The sequence below is a fragment of the Nocardioides houyundeii genome (assembly GCF_002865585.1).
Classification (GTDB): domain Bacteria; phylum Actinomycetota; class Actinomycetes; order Propionibacteriales; family Nocardioidaceae; genus Nocardioides; species Nocardioides houyundeii.
In genome coordinates this window covers 928,582-942,954 of record NZ_CP025581.1, presented here as the reverse complement: position 1 = coordinate 942,954, position 14,373 = coordinate 928,582, and the positions used below count along the sequence as shown (strand labels likewise).

The 14,373-nt window shown below is 72.5% G+C and carries 12 protein-coding genes and 1 pseudogene; 4 read left to right on the top strand and 9 right to left on the bottom strand.

What is annotated here, in order from left to right:
* Nucleotide 1 precedes the first annotated feature (1 nt).
* Both C0R66_RS04545 and mca read right to left on the bottom strand, forming a co-directional pair.
* Nucleotides 2–280 (bottom strand): hypothetical protein, encoded by a 279-nt coding sequence (locus tag C0R66_RS04545; RefSeq protein WP_101523705.1) that lies wholly within the window; start codon nucleotides 278–280, stop codon nucleotides 2–4.
* Nucleotides 281–292: 12 nt separating this feature from the next.
* On the bottom strand, nucleotides 293–1,177 hold the full coding sequence (gene mca, locus C0R66_RS04540; RefSeq protein WP_101523704.1) for a mycothiol conjugate amidase Mca: 885 nt from the start codon (nucleotides 1,175–1,177) through the stop codon (nucleotides 293–295).
* A gap of 30 nt (nucleotides 1,178–1,207) precedes the next feature.
* Here mca and C0R66_RS04535 point away from each other — a divergent pair, with 30 nt between their 5' ends.
* On the top strand, nucleotides 1,208–1,603 hold the full coding sequence (locus C0R66_RS04535) for a DUF4307 domain-containing protein (RefSeq protein ID WP_158647894.1): 396 nt from the start codon (nucleotides 1,208–1,210) through the stop codon (nucleotides 1,601–1,603).
* Between the two features lie 148 nt (nucleotides 1,604–1,751).
* Nucleotides 1,752–2,249, top strand: a complete 498-nt coding sequence (greA, locus tag C0R66_RS04530) for a transcription elongation factor GreA (protein WP_101523702.1) — start codon at nucleotides 1,752–1,754, stop codon at nucleotides 2,247–2,249.
* Nucleotides 2,250–2,386: 137 nt separating this feature from the next.
* On the opposite strand, the pseudogene ilvA reads toward greA, so the two are convergent.
* The 4 genes and pseudogenes from ilvA to C0R66_RS04510 form a co-directional block, all read right to left on the bottom strand.
* A pseudogene (gene ilvA, locus C0R66_RS04525) lies at nucleotides 2,387–3,519 on the bottom strand (threonine ammonia-lyase).
* 91 nt (nucleotides 3,520–3,610) lie between these two features.
* Nucleotides 3,611–5,047, bottom strand: coding sequence for an AI-2E family transporter (locus C0R66_RS04520; RefSeq protein WP_241901569.1), 1,437 nt, complete (start codon nucleotides 5,045–5,047; stop codon nucleotides 3,611–3,613).
* 9 nt (nucleotides 5,048–5,056) lie between these two features.
* Nucleotides 5,057–6,442, bottom strand: coding sequence for a glutamate mutase L (locus C0R66_RS04515; RefSeq protein WP_101523701.1), 1,386 nt, complete (start codon nucleotides 6,440–6,442; stop codon nucleotides 5,057–5,059).
* A gap of 4 nt (nucleotides 6,443–6,446) precedes the next feature.
* Nucleotides 6,447–7,619: a cystathionine gamma-synthase gene (locus C0R66_RS04510; protein WP_101523700.1), complete on the bottom strand. Its 1,173-nt coding sequence runs from the start codon at nucleotides 7,617–7,619 to the stop codon at nucleotides 6,447–6,449.
* An 84-nt stretch (nucleotides 7,620–7,703) separates the two neighbouring features.
* Here C0R66_RS04510 and msrA point away from each other — a divergent pair, with 84 nt between their 5' ends.
* Together msrA and C0R66_RS04500 are read left to right on the top strand one after the other, a co-directional pair.
* On the top strand, nucleotides 7,704–8,348 hold the full coding sequence (msrA, locus tag C0R66_RS04505; protein ID WP_101523699.1) for a peptide-methionine (S)-S-oxide reductase MsrA: 645 nt from the start codon (nucleotides 7,704–7,706) through the stop codon (nucleotides 8,346–8,348).
* A gap of 35 nt (nucleotides 8,349–8,383) precedes the next feature.
* Complete coding sequence (locus C0R66_RS04500; RefSeq protein ID WP_101523698.1) at nucleotides 8,384–9,724, top strand: ABC1 kinase family protein; 1,341 nt, start codon at nucleotides 8,384–8,386, stop codon at nucleotides 9,722–9,724.
* 27 nt (nucleotides 9,725–9,751) lie between these two features.
* Here C0R66_RS04500 and C0R66_RS04495 read toward each other — a convergent pair whose 3' ends face one another.
* The 3 genes from C0R66_RS04495 to C0R66_RS04485 form a co-directional block, all read right to left on the bottom strand.
* Nucleotides 9,752–10,861, bottom strand: coding sequence for a MalY/PatB family protein (locus C0R66_RS04495; protein WP_101523697.1), 1,110 nt, complete (start codon nucleotides 10,859–10,861; stop codon nucleotides 9,752–9,754).
* Nucleotides 10,862–10,923: 62 nt separating this feature from the next.
* Nucleotides 10,924–12,948, bottom strand: a complete 2,025-nt coding sequence (locus C0R66_RS04490; RefSeq protein WP_101523696.1) for a vWA domain-containing protein — start codon at nucleotides 12,946–12,948, stop codon at nucleotides 10,924–10,926.
* Nucleotides 12,941–14,353, bottom strand: coding sequence for a sigma 54-interacting transcriptional regulator (locus tag C0R66_RS04485; protein ID WP_101523695.1), 1,413 nt, complete (start codon nucleotides 14,351–14,353; stop codon nucleotides 12,941–12,943). Before C0R66_RS04485 ends, C0R66_RS04490 begins: the two co-directional genes overlap by 8 nt.
* Nucleotides 14,354–14,373: the final 20 nt, after the last annotated feature.

The following is a 14,373-nucleotide window of genomic DNA, read 5'->3' as shown; positions in this document are numbered from 1 at the left end:
GTCAGCGACCCTCGGGCCGCTCGTCCTCGCGCTGCTGGTCGTCCTTCGATCGCGACACCGGCTCGTCGCCGAAGACACCGGCGTCCCGGTTGGCGTTGGTCCGGCGCAGCTGGCGGATGAGGCTCCAGGCGAGCAGTGCCACCGCGACCGCCATCAGCAGCCACACGATGAGGGCGGTCCAGCCGGCCTTGACCTCGGTGTCCTCGGGCATCGGGTCGTCGATGAGACGGACGACGTCGATGACGTGGGAGACCAGGGCGGGGTCGAAGAGGTCAAGCATGGTGTCAGTCTCTCAGGCCCACCCAGAGATGCCGGCGAAGAGGTCGTCCTCGGGGAGCTGGGTGGGGACGTGGCTCACCACCAGCTCGTAGTCCTCGGTGGGCCAGACCTCCTCCTGGATGCTCCGCGGGACCGCGAACCAGGCGCCGTCGGGGTCGATCTGCGTGGCGTGGGCCAGCAGAGCCTGATCCCGGACGCCGAAGTAGTCGGCGCACGGGACGCGGGTGGTGATCCGCTCGTCCCACTCCGGGTTCGCCTCCCACTTCTCCAGCCGCTCGGCGTACGGCGACTCCAGGCCGTGCGCCAGCATCGCCTCGTGCAGGGCGACGCTCTTGGGTCGGTTGAACCCGTGGTGGTAGTAGAGCTTCAGCGGCTGCCAGGGCTCGCCGGCCTCGGGGTAGCGCTCCGGGTCCCCCGCGGCGTGGAACGCCTCGACGGAGACCTCGTGGCACTTGATGTGGTCCGGGTGCGGGTAGCCGCCGTTCTCGTCGTACGTGGTCATCACGTGCGGACGGAACTGGCGGATCAGCCGCACCAGGGGCGCCGCGCCCTCCTCCGGGGTCACCAGCCCGAAGCATCCCTCGGGGAGCGGCGGCTTGGGGTCGCCCTCGGGCCAGCCGGAGTCGACGAAGCCGAGCCAGTCCTGGCGGACGCCGAGGATGTCGCGGGCGCGCTCCATCTCCTGGCGACGGATCTCGGTCATGTTGGCGAGGATGTCGGGGCGGTCCATCTTGGGATTCAGGATGGAGCCGCGCTCACCGCCGGTGCAGGTCACCACGTGGACGTCGACACCTTCGGCGACGTACTTGGCGGTGGAGGCGGCGCCCTTGCTCGACTCGTCGTCGGGGTGGGCGTGCACGTGCATCAGGCGGAGGCCGGCGCGGGGGTGGTCGGGCATGGCGGAAGTCTAGGTGGCACGCTTGATGACGTGACATCACCGGCAGAGCTCGCAGAGCGCTACGGCGCCCCGTCGCCGCGACGACGTCTCGTGGCCATCATCGCGACCGTGGTGCTGGCCGTGGTGTTCGGCGTCTGGCTCGCCTGGGCCGCGCTGTTCCACGGCAACCCCTCGGTGCGGTCCGGGATCGTCGGGTTCGACGTGGTCGACGACCACACGATGGAGGTCAGCGTCGAAGTCGACCTCGACGACGTCGAGGAGGCCGACTGCCTGCTCCGCGCACTGTCCGAGGACAAGGCGACCGTCGGGGAGCTGTCGTTCGCGCCTGTCGACGGGGTCCAGACGGTGACGGTCCGGACCGAGCGACGGGCCACCAGCGTGGAGAACGTAGGCTGTCGTACCGAGGGTCAGTCGCGCCGGCGCTGAGCCTTTCTCGTCGTCGCTGAGCCTTTCTGCGCCAAGGTTGCTACAGTCGTTAGTCAATCTGACACCCGCAGGGCTCCAAAGGCACCGGTCGCGAACCAAGCGCGACGAGCCCGGCGGGTTTTGCTTTTGCCCAAACAGGAGTGGAGCCATGACCCAGTCGACCGACCAGTCCACCATCTGGTTGACCCAGGACGCCTACGACAAGCTGCAGACTGAGCTCGATGACCTCAAGGGGCCGAAGCGCCAGGAGATCATCGAGAAGATCAGCGCTGCCCGAGACGAGGGCGACCTGAAGGAGAACGGCGGCTATCACGCCGCCAAGGACGAGCAGGGCAAGCAGGAGGCCCGGATCCGTCAGCTCGAGGACATGCTCCGCCGCGCCGAGGTGGGCGAGACCCCCGCCGACGACGGCGTGGTCGAGCAGGGCATGAAGGTCACCGTGAAGTTCGTGGACTTCGGCGAGGACGAGACCTTCCTGTTCGGCGCCCGCGAGATGGAGGAGGACGGCCTGACCGTCTACTCCCCGCAGTCGGCCCTCGGCGCCGCCATCAACGGCAAGAAGAAGGGTGACACCGTCACCTACGAGGCGCCCAACGGCAAGGACGTCAGCGTCGAGATCATCGACGCCAAGCCCTACACCGGCTGAGTCCTGCTCTTCGCACCACCGAACGGCGCCGGGTCATCCCGGCGCCGTTCGTCCATTTCAGGCGGAGGCGCCGCCCCGGCGCCACCCCACCGGGCATGTGCGCAGTCACGGCGGCGGCGTACGACGTACGCCGGGGGTCACTCCTCGACCCGGTAGCCCCGCCCGCGGAGGCGGGCGAGCAGCTGCTCGGTGTGCGGTCCCCCGCGCGTCTCGAGCTGGAGCCGCACCTCGACCTCGTCGAGCGCCAGCCGGGGAGAGGTCCGTTCGTGAGCAACCTCGAGCACGTTGCCGCCGGCGGCGCTGACCTCGGCGAGCAGGCGGGCCAGGTCGCCGGGGCGGTCGGCGACCACCACCCGCAGGTAGAGGAAGCGACCGGCGGCGGCGAGGCCGTGGCGGATCACCTTGCCCAGCAGCAGCGGGTCGATGTTGCCACCGGAGAGCACCGCGACGACCGGCGTCTCGAAGGCCCCCGGGGCGTCCAGGAGCGCCGCGACCGCCGCGGCACCGGCGGGCTCGACCACCATCTTGGCCCGCTCCACCAGGGCCAGCAGCGCCCGGGACAACGACTCCTCCGAGACCGTGACCACGTCGTCGACCAGGTCGCGGATCGCGGCGAAGGTGATGGCCCCCGGCCGGCCGACCGCGATGCCGTCGGCCATGGTCCGCATCTCCCCCAGCGCCACCGGGGCCCCGCGGCGAGCGAGCCGGGGAAGGCGGCGGCGTGCTCGGCCTGCACGCCGACCACCCGGACATCGGGGTGCCTGGCCTTGATGGCGATAGCGATCCCCGCCAGCAGCCCGCCGCCGCCGGTCGGCACCAGCACCGTCCTGGCCTCGGGGGCCTGCTCCATGATCTCGAGCCCGCACGTGCCCTGCCCGGCCACCACGTCGACGTGGTCGAAGGGGTGGATGAGCACCGCCCCGGTCTCCTCGGCGAAGCGTCCGGCGGCGACGAGCGCGTCCTCGAGGTACTGGCCGGCGAAGACCACCTCGGCGCCGTACCCGCGGGTCGCGTTCTCCTTGGGGATCGGCGCCCCCTCCGGCATGAAGACGGTCGCCCTGATGCCCAGGGTCTGGGCGGCGAGGGCCACCCCCTGGGCGTGGTTGCCCGCGGACGCGGCGACCACGCCCCGGGCGCGCTCGGCGTCGGTGAGCCGGGCCATCCGCACGTAGGCGCCGCGGGCCTTGAACGAGCCGGTACGCTGGAGGTTCTCGCACTTGAGGCTGACCGGCCCGCCGACCAGCCCGGAGAGCCAGCGGGACTCCTCCATCGGGGTCCGCACCGCGACGCCGGCCAGGGTGAGCGCGGCCTCCTCGACGTCCTCGAGGCTCACCTGGCCCGGGCCACCGGGAGTCCGGCCCTCAGCCATCCGCACCGTCCCTGTCACCGTCGTCGCCCACCGGCGCGTTGACCGCGGGGACCGGCTCCGCGGCGTGCCCCTCGGCCCTTGCCTCGCCTATGTCCTGCGTCAACGCGTCCTCGGGATCCGGCTCCCCCAGGTCGGTGTCGTTGGCCAGGTACTGGACCACGGCGTTCACCGCCGCGGCCAGCGGCACCGCGACCAGCGCGCCGGCGATGCCGGCCACGATGATTCCGCAGGCCAGCGCGATGATGACCCCGAGCGGGTGCAGGGAGACGAAGCGTCCCATCAGGAACGGCTGCAGCACGTGGCCCTCGATCTGCTGCACCAGCACCACCCCGCCCAGCATCAGCAGCGCGGTGACCGGCCCCTGGTCCACCAGGGCCACCAGGACGGCGACGGTCCCCGCGACCGTCGCGCCGATCATCGGCACGAACGCCCCCAGGAAGACCAGCACGCCGATGGCCAGGATGAACGGCACCCCGAGCACGGCGGCCACGATCATCACGCCCACCGCGTCGGCCAGGGCCACGAGCACCGTGGCCCGCACGAACATGGTCAGCGAGACCCAGGCCACGCGCCCGGAGTTGTCCACGTGCTCCCGCGCGGCGCGCGGCGCCAGACGCACCAGCCACGCCCAGATCCGCTCGCCGTCGGCGAGGAAGAAGTAGGTCCCGAAGAGCACGATGAAGAGCCCGGCCGCGACGTGGCTCAGGGCGGACCCGACCGAGCCGACGCGCCCGAGCGCGCCGTCCTTGCTCTGGTTGGTGATCGCGTTCTGGGTCTCTTCGATGTAGTCGTTGATCTGGCTGTCGCTGGCGTGCAGCGGCCCGTCCCGCAGCCAGGCGCGGATCTCGTCCAGGCCCTTGACCACCTGGTCGGCCAGGTCCGAGGCGCCGGTGGCGACCTGCTGCCCGGCGAAGGTGATCAGCAGTCCGAGGAAGCCCAGGGTGAAGATGACCGTGACCAGGGTGGACAGGGATCGTGGGATCCCGCTCTTGCACAGCGCCCGCACCATGGGGCTGACCAGGGCCGCCAGCAGCAGCGCGATCGCGATCGGCACCGTGACGACCGCGAAGTCGGCGATGGTGCGCGCGATCAGGTAGCCGGCCAGGGCGATGACGACGAAGCGCCACGACCAGGCGGCGGCCAGGTCGATGCCCCACGGCACCTGGGCCCGACTGAAGTTGGAGGGCCCGGTGGCGATCTGCGGCGGCGGCTCGGCGCGCCGCTCGGCGCGGATCAGCGCCCACTGGCTCGCCAGCTGCTGGGTGATCCGCTCGCCCAGGGACTCGTGCGCTTCGGGGTTCTCCGAGGTCGTCCCGGGCTCGGTGGGACCGAGGTCCGGGCGCACCTCGTGAGGGGCCGGGTCCAGTCCTGTCCCGTCGGACTCGTCCCGCCGCAGCCTGAAGGTCTTGCGACCGGAAATGTTGCTCACCGCGTCAGGCTACCCATCGCGGGCGAGCAACATGCCACGCGCCAACCGGTACGCCGTACCCGGATGGTCCGCGGCCAGCAGCCCGGTCCAGGCCAGCACGCAGTCGGTGTCCACCACCACCCGAGGCGCACCGGGCAGCTGCCAGCCGCCGTCCACCTCGGTCCCCGTGCTGCCGGCGAGCACCCGCTGCGCGACGCCGGGTCGCCCGTGCCTGAGCACCCCGCCGGAGGCGACCAGCAGCGCGACCTCCCGCAGGTCGGCCCCGGTCCGCTCCACCACGCGTCCCTGTGGGCCGAGCACCACCCGGGAGCGGCCGGCGTGGCGGCGCAGCGCCAGTCCGACGGCCGCCCGGGCGATCGCCTCGTCGACGGCCGCGCCCTGCTCGTCACCCGGCAGGGCCCCGGGGTCGTCCCGTCGGCGGGCGGCGGGCTCGACCAGGTCGACCAGGCCGGCTGCCGCGACGGTGCTGGGCGCGGACCAGCGCATGCCCAGGTCGCCCTCGACGGTGCGGGCCACCCCGGTGGTGGCCACCACCTCGCGTGAGAGGCCGGCGCTGCCGCTGTGCGCTGAGTCGGGGTCGACCTCCAGGACGCTGTAGACGTCGGTGGTCGCGCCGCCGACGTCGACCACCGCCACGTCGCCGGCACCGGGGTGCTCCTCGTCGAGGCCTCGGGCCAGCAGCTCCACCCCGGTCAGCACCACGTCGGGGGTGGCCCCGCGCACCATGGCGGTGAACTCCGCACGCGCGGACAGGTGCTTGCCTCCGATCACGTGGCTCAGGAACATCGACCTGATCGCGGCCCGCGCCGACTCCGGGGTGAGCACCCCGATCCGGGGCACCACGTTGGCCGCCCGCACCGACGGCACTCCGGCCGCGCCCAGGATCTCCGCGACCTCGGGCTGAGCCTCGACGTTGCCGGCGACCACCACCGGCCCCCGCCAGCCGGCGGCCACCAGCGCCCGGGCACAGCCCAGCAGGGCCTCCGCGTTCCCGCCGTCGGTGCCGCCGGTCAGCAGCACCACGTCCGGGGCCGCCGCGGACAGCGCGGCGGCCTCCGGCAGGGCCCGCGAGGCCGCCAGCACGGCGACGACGGAGCCTCCGCTGGACAGCGCGACACGTCGTCCGGCCTCGGCTGTCACCAGCTCCTCGTTGCCGACCACGGCGATCCGCAGTCCGCCGCCGGCCGAGGAGCAGGCCAGCACCTGTGCCCGGGCGGCATCCGCGTCGACCCGGGACAGCTGCGCGAGGCAGTCGTCGTACCCGTCGAGGACGTCGGTGCCCAGCGTCGTGGGGTGGCTGGCCGAGGCCAGCACCCGGGCCTCGACCAGGTCGATCAGGGCCGCCTTGGTGAAGGTCGAGCCGAAGTCGACGCAGACGGCCAGCCTCCCAGCCAACGTCTCAGCCCAGGGCGCGGTCGAGGTCGGCGAGCAGGTCCTCGCAGGTCTCGATGCCGACGCTGAGCCGCACCAGGTCGGCGGGCACCTCCAGGTCGGTGCCGGCGACGCTCGCGTGCGTCATCCGTCCCGGGTGCTCGATGAGCGACTCCACGCCGCCCAGCGACTCCCCCAGGGTGAAGACCTCCGCCTTGGCGCACGCGTCCAGCGCGGCCTGCTCGCCGGCGGCGACCCGGAAGCTGATCATCCCGCCGAACCGCTTCATCTGGCGGGCCGCGACCTGGTGCCCGGGGTGCTCGGGCAGACCGGGGTAGATCACCTCGGAGACGGCCGGGTGCGAGGCCAGGAACTCCACGATCCGCTCGGCGTTGTCGCAGTGCTTGTCCATCCGCACCGCCAGCGTCTTCAGTCCGCGGTGGGTCAGGAAGCAGTCGAAGGGGCCGGCCACCGCGCCGATCGCGTTCTGGTGGAAGGCGATCGCCTCGGCGACCTCGAGGTCGCGCACCACCAGCGCGCCGCCGACCACGTCGGAGTGCCCGCCGACGTACTTGGTGGTCGAGTGGACCACCACGTCGGCACCCAGGGTCAGCGGCTGCTGGAGGTACGGCGAGGCGAAGGTGTTGTCGACCACCAGCCGCGCCCCGGCCTCGTGGGCGACGGCCGCCAGCGCCTCGATGTCGGCGATGTTGAGCATCGGGTTGGTGGGGGTCTCCACCCACACCAGCTTGGTGCGGCCGGGCTGGATCGCCGCGCGGACCGCGTCCAGGTCGGAGACCGGAGCCGGACTCAGGTCCAGGCCCCAGACCTTCTCGACCTTGTCGAAGAGCCGGAAGGTGCCGCCGTAGGCGTCGTCGGGCAGCACCACGTGGTCCCCGGGACGGCACAGCGCCCGGACCAGGGTGTCCTCGGCCGCCAGGCCGGAGGCGAACGCGAACCCGCGCTCCCCCTCCTCCACGGCCGCCAGCGCGCCCTCGAGCGCGGTGCGGGTCGGGTTGGCGGAGCGGCTGTACTCGTACCCGCCGCGCAGGCCGCCGACGCCGTCCTGCTTGTAGGTGCTGGTGGCGTAGATCGGTGGGATCACCGCCCCGGTCATCTCGTCGGGCTCGTAGCCGGCGTGGATGGCACGCGTGGCGAACCCGGACTTGGCGGTGTGCTCGCTGCTGCTGGACTGGGTCACGCCCCGAGCCTAGACGCCGCCGGGAACGGATGGTGGCTCGCCGGTGTTAGGAGGGTTGGATACCCCCGACCCCTTGGAGTCCAGATGCTGTTCGGCCGCACCAAGAACGATCTGCCCACCCCCGACGACGCGCTGCCCGGGCGTCCCAGCCAGCCGTGGACGCTGCGCGAGCACGTGGTGCTCGGCACCCCGGTGATGAGCGAGGAGGTGCCCGAGGGGATGGAGGTGGCGATCTTCGGCCTCGGCTGCTTCTGGGGCGCGGAGGAGATCTACTGGCAGGTGCCCGGCGTCTGGTCGACCTCGGTCGGCTACGCCGGCGGCTACACCCCGCACCCGACGTACGAGGAGGTGTGCTCGGGCCGCACCGGCCACACCGAGGCCGTGCGCATCGTCTTCGACCCCGCCGTCGTGAGCTACGCGGACCTGGTGAAGCGGTTCTTCGAGATCCACGACCCGACCCAGGGCATGCGGCAGGGCAACGACGTCGGCACGCAGTACCGCTCGGCGATCTACTTCACCTCCGCGGAGCAGGAGCAGGTCGCCCGTGACCTGACCAAGGCGTACGCCGACGAGCTGGCGCGCCGCCAGCTGGGCACGGTCACCACCGAGATCCGGCCGGCGCAGGAGGCGGGCTGGTACTACGCCGAGGACCCGCACCAGCAGTACCTCGCCAAGAACCCCATGGGCTACCGCTGCCACGCCAACACGGGCGTGAAGTTCCCCGGCTGAGCCTCGCCTAGCCACCCATCGGCAACACTGGAGCCATGGTCGACCTCCCTCGCAGGGCTGTCATCCGCAGCGCCCGGCTCGCCGCGCTGCCGCTGGGGTACGCCGGTCGCTCCGCCATCGGGATCGGCAAGCGGATGGGTGGCAAGTCGGCCGAGGCGGTGCTCAGCGACGTGCAGCAGCGCACCGCCGAGCAGCTCTTCCGCACGCTCGGGGAGCTCAAGGGCGGGGCGATGAAGTTCGGCCAGGCGCTCTCGGTGCTGGAGGCGGCACTGCCCGAGGAGGCGTCGGCGCCGTACCGCGAGCACCTCACCGCCCTCCAGGACAACGCGCCGACGATGTCGACCCAGGACGTGCGGGACGCGATCGAGGCCGGCATGGGGCCGGACTGGCGCGAGCGGATCGTCTGGCTCGACGGGGCCGCCGCCGCGGCGGCCTCCATCGGCCAGGTGCACCGCGCCCGGTGGCACGACGGCCGGGAGGTGGCGGTCAAGGTGCAGTACCCGGGTGCCGACGAGGCGCTGCTGGGCGACCTGCGCCGCATCTCGATGGTGGCGCGCGGGATGTCGCCGGTCTTCCCCGGTCTCGACCTGGTCCCGCTCATCAACGAGCTGCAGGCCCGCGCCGCCGAGGAGCTCGACTACGCCCTGGAGGCCCAGGCCCAGGAGGTCTTCGCCGAGGCCTTCGACGGCGACCCCGAGATCGTGGTGCCGCACGTGGTGCACGCCGAGCACACGGTCCTGGTGACCGAGTGGATGGAGAGCGAGGGATCCTTGGCCCGGATCATCGCCGAGGGCACCCAGGCCGAGCGCGACCACTACGGCGAGCTGCTGGTCCGGTTCACCTTCGCGGGGCCGGCGCGCACCGGGATGCTGCACGCCGACCCGCACCCCGGCAACTTCCGCACCATCCCCGAGCCCGACGGCACGCCCGGTCGGCTCGGGGTGCTGGACTTCGGGGCGGTGGCCCGGCTGCCCGGGGGCACGTTCCCGCCGGCGATCGGCCGCCTGCTGCGAGCCGCGCTGGAGGACGACGCCGACCTGCTGCTGGCCGGGCTGCGCGAGGAGGGCTTCGTCAAGGACGGCATGCGGGTGGACGCAAGGGTGCTGCTGGACTTCCTGCGCCCCTTCGTGGAGCCGATGCGCGAGGACCGGTTCCGCTTCACCCGGGCCTGGATGCGGGACCAGTTCGAGCGGCTCAACGACCCGCGCTCCCCGGGGTTCACGCTGGCCACCAAGATCAACCTGCCGCCGTCTTACCTGTTGATCCACCGCACCTGGCTGGGCGGGATCGGCCTGCTCTGCCAGCTCGAGGCCGAGGCCCCCTTCCGGGCGCTGCTGGAGGAGAGCCTCCCCGGCTTCGCGCCCGAGGAGGCCTGAGACCCACCCAGACGCCGCTGAGGCAGCTCAGCCGGCCATCCGGCGTACCGCCTCGCGGATCACCTCGGCCGAGGTGCCGAAGTTGAACCGGACCCAGCTGGTGGCACGCGGGTCGTAGCGGGTGCCGGGCACCACGGCGACGCCGCGCTCCAGGAAGGTCGCGGCCGGGTCGTCGAGGCCGAGGGCGGAGCAGTCCAGCCAGGCCAGGTACGTCGCCTCGGACGGCGCCACCGCCACCTCGGGCAGGTGCTCGCCCAGCAGGTCGAGCAGCAGCGCCCGCCGCTCGGCGAGCTCGCCCACCAGCTGGTCCAGCCACGCCTCCCCGTGGTCGTAGGCGGCGGTCTGGGCGATCACCGCCAGGTGCTGGGCACCGTGGGTGACGACCTCGTGCAGCCCGTGGCTGGTCTGGTGCCCGGCGACCAGCAGGGCGGTCTTGAGGCCCGCGAGGTTCCAGGTCTTGGAGCCGCTCACCACGGCCAGCCCGCGACCCGCCTCCGGCAGCGAGAGGTACGGCGTGAAGGTGCTGCCCGCCTGCACCAGCGGGGCGTGGATCTCGTCGGAGACCACGAGGATCCCGTGCTCCTGAGCCAGGGCCGCGACCATCCGCAGCTCGTCCGCGGTGTGCACGGTGCCGGTGGGGTTCTGCGGGTTGCACAGCAGGTAGGCCGAGCCCATGCCCGCCTCCTCGAAGGCCAGGGCCAGCGCCTCGGGATCGAGTCGGTGCTCGGCAGTGAGCGGGGCTTCGAGCAGCCGGCGCCTGGTGGAGGCGACGAAGCCGAAGAACGAGTCGTAGACCGGTGGGCTGACCACCACCGAGCCGCCGACCGGGACCCGGGCCTGGATGACCTGCTCGATCCCGAGCATCACGTCGGGGACCTGCATCACCCGGGCAGGGTCGACCTCCCAGCCCCAGCGCCGTGCCGCGAACCCGGCGAACGCCTCGACCAGCGGGGGCCCCCAGGCATAGCCGGTGTCCCCCCGGCTCACGGCCGCGGTGACCGCGTCGACGACGGGCTGGCAGGGCTGGGTGTCCATCTCGGCCACCCAGACCGGGATCACGTCCTCGGGGTAGAGGCGCCACTTCACGCTGCTGCGGGTGGCACGGAGCTCGTCCAGGCTGGCGCTGAGGATCTGCATGCCTCAGGCTCCCATCCTCGGGCGTGCACGGCGAGGGCGGGCCGCACGGTGGTCAGTCAGGCTCAGCCCGCCCAGAAGCCCCTCTCGCCCCAACCGCCGAACTGGTCGGTGTAGGAGGAGCTCGGGGCGCGCGAGCCCAGGTAGCTGCCGACCACGGCCGCCCCCAGGTCGTCGAGCTCCGGGGAGACCATGCGGCCCTCCACCCGGCGGGCCATCGACTCGATGAACCGGGCCAGGCCGGGGTCCTCCCCCAGCCGGAAGAACGTGGTCTGGGCGCCGAGCCGACGGGAGTTGTCCAGCTCGCGCACCGAGTGGGCGATGGTCAGCGGGTGCGGCGGATAGCTGAACCACACCTCGCCGTTCGACTCCAGGTGCGCGGTGGGCTCGCCGTCGGTGACGATCAGCAGCACCGGCTGGGCGTTCGGGTGCTTGCGGAAGTGCCGGTTGGCCAAGAGCAGGCCGTGATGGAGGTTGGTGCCCTTGGCCCACTTGGCGTCGAGCCCCGTCAGCTCCTCGATCTCCATCACCTGGGCGTGCCGCCCGAAGCCGATGAGCTGCAGGTGGTCCCCGCGGAACCGGGTGCGGATCAGCTGGTGCAGGGCCAGCGCGGTCCGCTTCATCGGCACCCAGCGGCCGTCCATCGCCATCGAGAAGCTGGTGTCGACCAGCAGCGCCACGCACGCCTGGGTGCGGGCCTCGGTCTCGGCGATCTCGATGTCCTCGATCCGCAGCCGCACCCCGGACGCGGGTGTCCCGCCCTCGGCGACGGTGCGCCGTACGGCGTTGGTCAGGGTCCGGGTCACGTCCCAGGGCTCGGTGTCCCCGAACTCCCACTCCCGGGAGGCACCGTTGAGCTCGCCGGCGGCGCCGGAGCGCCGTACGTCGCGCTGGCCCTGGCGACCCGAGAGCCGGGTGGCGACGTCGCGGAGCAGGGCCTTGCCGAGCTGGCGCATCGCCTTGGGGCTCAGGCGCAGGTCCCCGTCGGAGCCGCGCTTGAGGTAGCCGGAGTCGCGCAGCGCCCGCTCGAGCTCGGCCAGGGTGCGCGCGTCGACGGCTGCCTGCTCGCCCAGCTGGCGCGAGAGCTTGTCCAGGTCCACGTCGTCCAGCCGCGCGCCGCTGTGGGACTGGGCCAGCTGCTCGGCGAGCTGGTCGAGGTCAGCGAGGTCCTGGAGCACCCCGGTGCCGTCCCCCAGGCCCAGGCCCTCCTCGCCGTCGAACCGCTCGGAGCCGGACCAGTCCTCGCCGGGCCGCAGCGACTGCAGGTTGGCGTCCATCCGGGCCAGCTGCTCCATCAGCTCGGGGCTGCCGAAGGCCTGGCCGGAGAGCTGCATCAGCTCGGCCCGCTGCTCGGGCGTCATCGAGTTGAGCATCCGCTGGGCCGCGGCGCTGCGCTGTGCCAGCGCGTCCAGCAGCTGGTCGATGTTCTCGGGCCCCTCGGGGAAGAAGTCGCCGTGCTTGTCCATGAACTCGGCGAAGTCGGCGTCGGTGTCCTCCCCGCGCTGGTGCTTCTCCAGCAGCTCGTTGAGGTCGCCGAGCATCTCGTTGATGGCGGCGCGGTCCTGCTCGGTGGCGCCCTCGAGCGCCTCCTTCATGCCGGCGAACCGCTGGTCGAGCATCTCGCGGCCGAGCAGGTCCTTGATCTCCTCGTAGGCCTGCCGGGCCTCGCTGCTGCTCCAGTCGTACGACGACAGCTCGGTCACCGCGGCCGAGGGCGAGGCGGGGAGGTTGTCCAGGCGCAGCTCCCGGAAGGCGCGGTCCCCGTCGTCCATGCTGACGTCGCGAGCCAGCTGCTTGCGCTCCTCGAGCACCGCGCGCTCCAGCAGCTCCCGGACCTGCTCCAGCGTCCCGTCCAGGTTGTGCCGCTGCAGCAGCTCACGCCGCTTCGCCGCCACCCTGGCGCCCAGCTCGTCGAGACCGGGCTGCTGCTCACCGCCGCGCCGCAGGAACTCCCGCATCGCGTGCTCCGGGGAGTAGCCGGCCATCACGTCCTCGCCGATCGCGTCCAGCGCCTCGGCCAGGTCGACCGGCGGCGCCAACGGGTCGCCGCCCTCGTAGCGCCTGAACCGGCTGGTGTGTCGCTCAGCCATAGACGGTCTCGGTGCCGTCGGTGTCCTTGCCGATGCGCCGCGCCAGGTAGAGGCCCTCCAGCGCGAGCTCGACCGCACAGGCGATCTCGCCGTCGGTGCTGGCGTCGATGCGCGCGGCGATGTCGTCGTACAGCTCGGACTCGCCCAGCACCGGGAGCCCGGCGAGGAAGTCCCGGGCGGTCACCTGCTCACCGGTGGAGATGGTCGCGCCCTCCTCGACGGCCTCGACGAGCAGGCCGAGATCCAGGCCGCGGAAGTGCTCGCGCACGGTGGCCGCCAGGGCGGTGCGCAGCAGGTGGGTGAGGATCTCGACCTCGCGGCCCTCCTCACCGGTCTCGAACTCGATCTTGCCGCGCAGCACCTCCACCGCCGTCTCGAGGTCGACCACGCGGGCCACCGCCTCGTCCTCACCCTGCCGGGAGGCCCGGTGCAGCGCGGAGGCCGCGATGGTCTCGGCGCCGGCGATCGCGAAGCGGGCACTGACGCCGGAGCGCTGGTCGACCGCGGCGGACTCGCGCAGGTTGCCGGTGAAGCGGGCCAGCACCTCCAGCAGGGCGTCCGGCACCTCGGCGACCAGCTGCGCCTCCTGGCGGATCACGGCGATCTCGTCGGCCAGCGCGACCGGGTAGTGGGTGCGGATCTCGGCGCCGAAGCGGTCCTTGAGCGGGGTGATGATCCGACCGCGGTTGGTGTAGTCCTCCGGGTTGGCGCTGGCCACCACGAGCACGTCCAGAGGCAGCCGCAGCACGTAGCCGCGGATCTGGATGTCGCGCTCCTCCATCACGTTGAGCATGGCCACCTGGATGCGCTCGGCCAGGTCGGGCAGCTCGTTGATCGCCACGATTCCGCGGTGGCTGCGCGGGATCAGGCCGAAGTGGATCGTCTCCGGGTCGCCGAGGTGTCGACCCTCGGCGACCTTCATCGGGTCGACGTCGCCGATCAGGTCCGCCACCGAGGTGTCCGGGGTGGCGAGCTTCTCGGCGTACCGCTCGCTGCGGTGCACCCACTCCACGGCCAGCTCGTCGCCCTGCTCGGCGGCGATCCGCCGCCACTGCGGGGTGATCGGGTCGTAGGGGTGCTCGCCGAGCTCGGAGCCGGCGATCACCGGCGACCACTCGTCGAGCAGCCCGACCAGGGTGCGCAGCAGCCGGGTCTTGCCCTGCCCACGCTCCCCCAGCAGCACCACGTCGTGGCCGGCGATCAGGGCCCGCTCGAGCTGCGGCACCACGGTGTCGGAGAACCCGTGCAGCCCGGGCCACGGGTCCTCGCCCGCGCGCAGCTTGGCGAGCAGGTTCTCCCGCAGCTCGGTGCGCAGGCTGCGCAGCTGGTGCCCGGACTCCCGGAGCTGGCCCAGGGTGCGCGCTGCTGGTGCTTCGGTCTGGCCTTCGGCGGCGTACGTCGTCACGGGCCCCACGCTAGACCTGG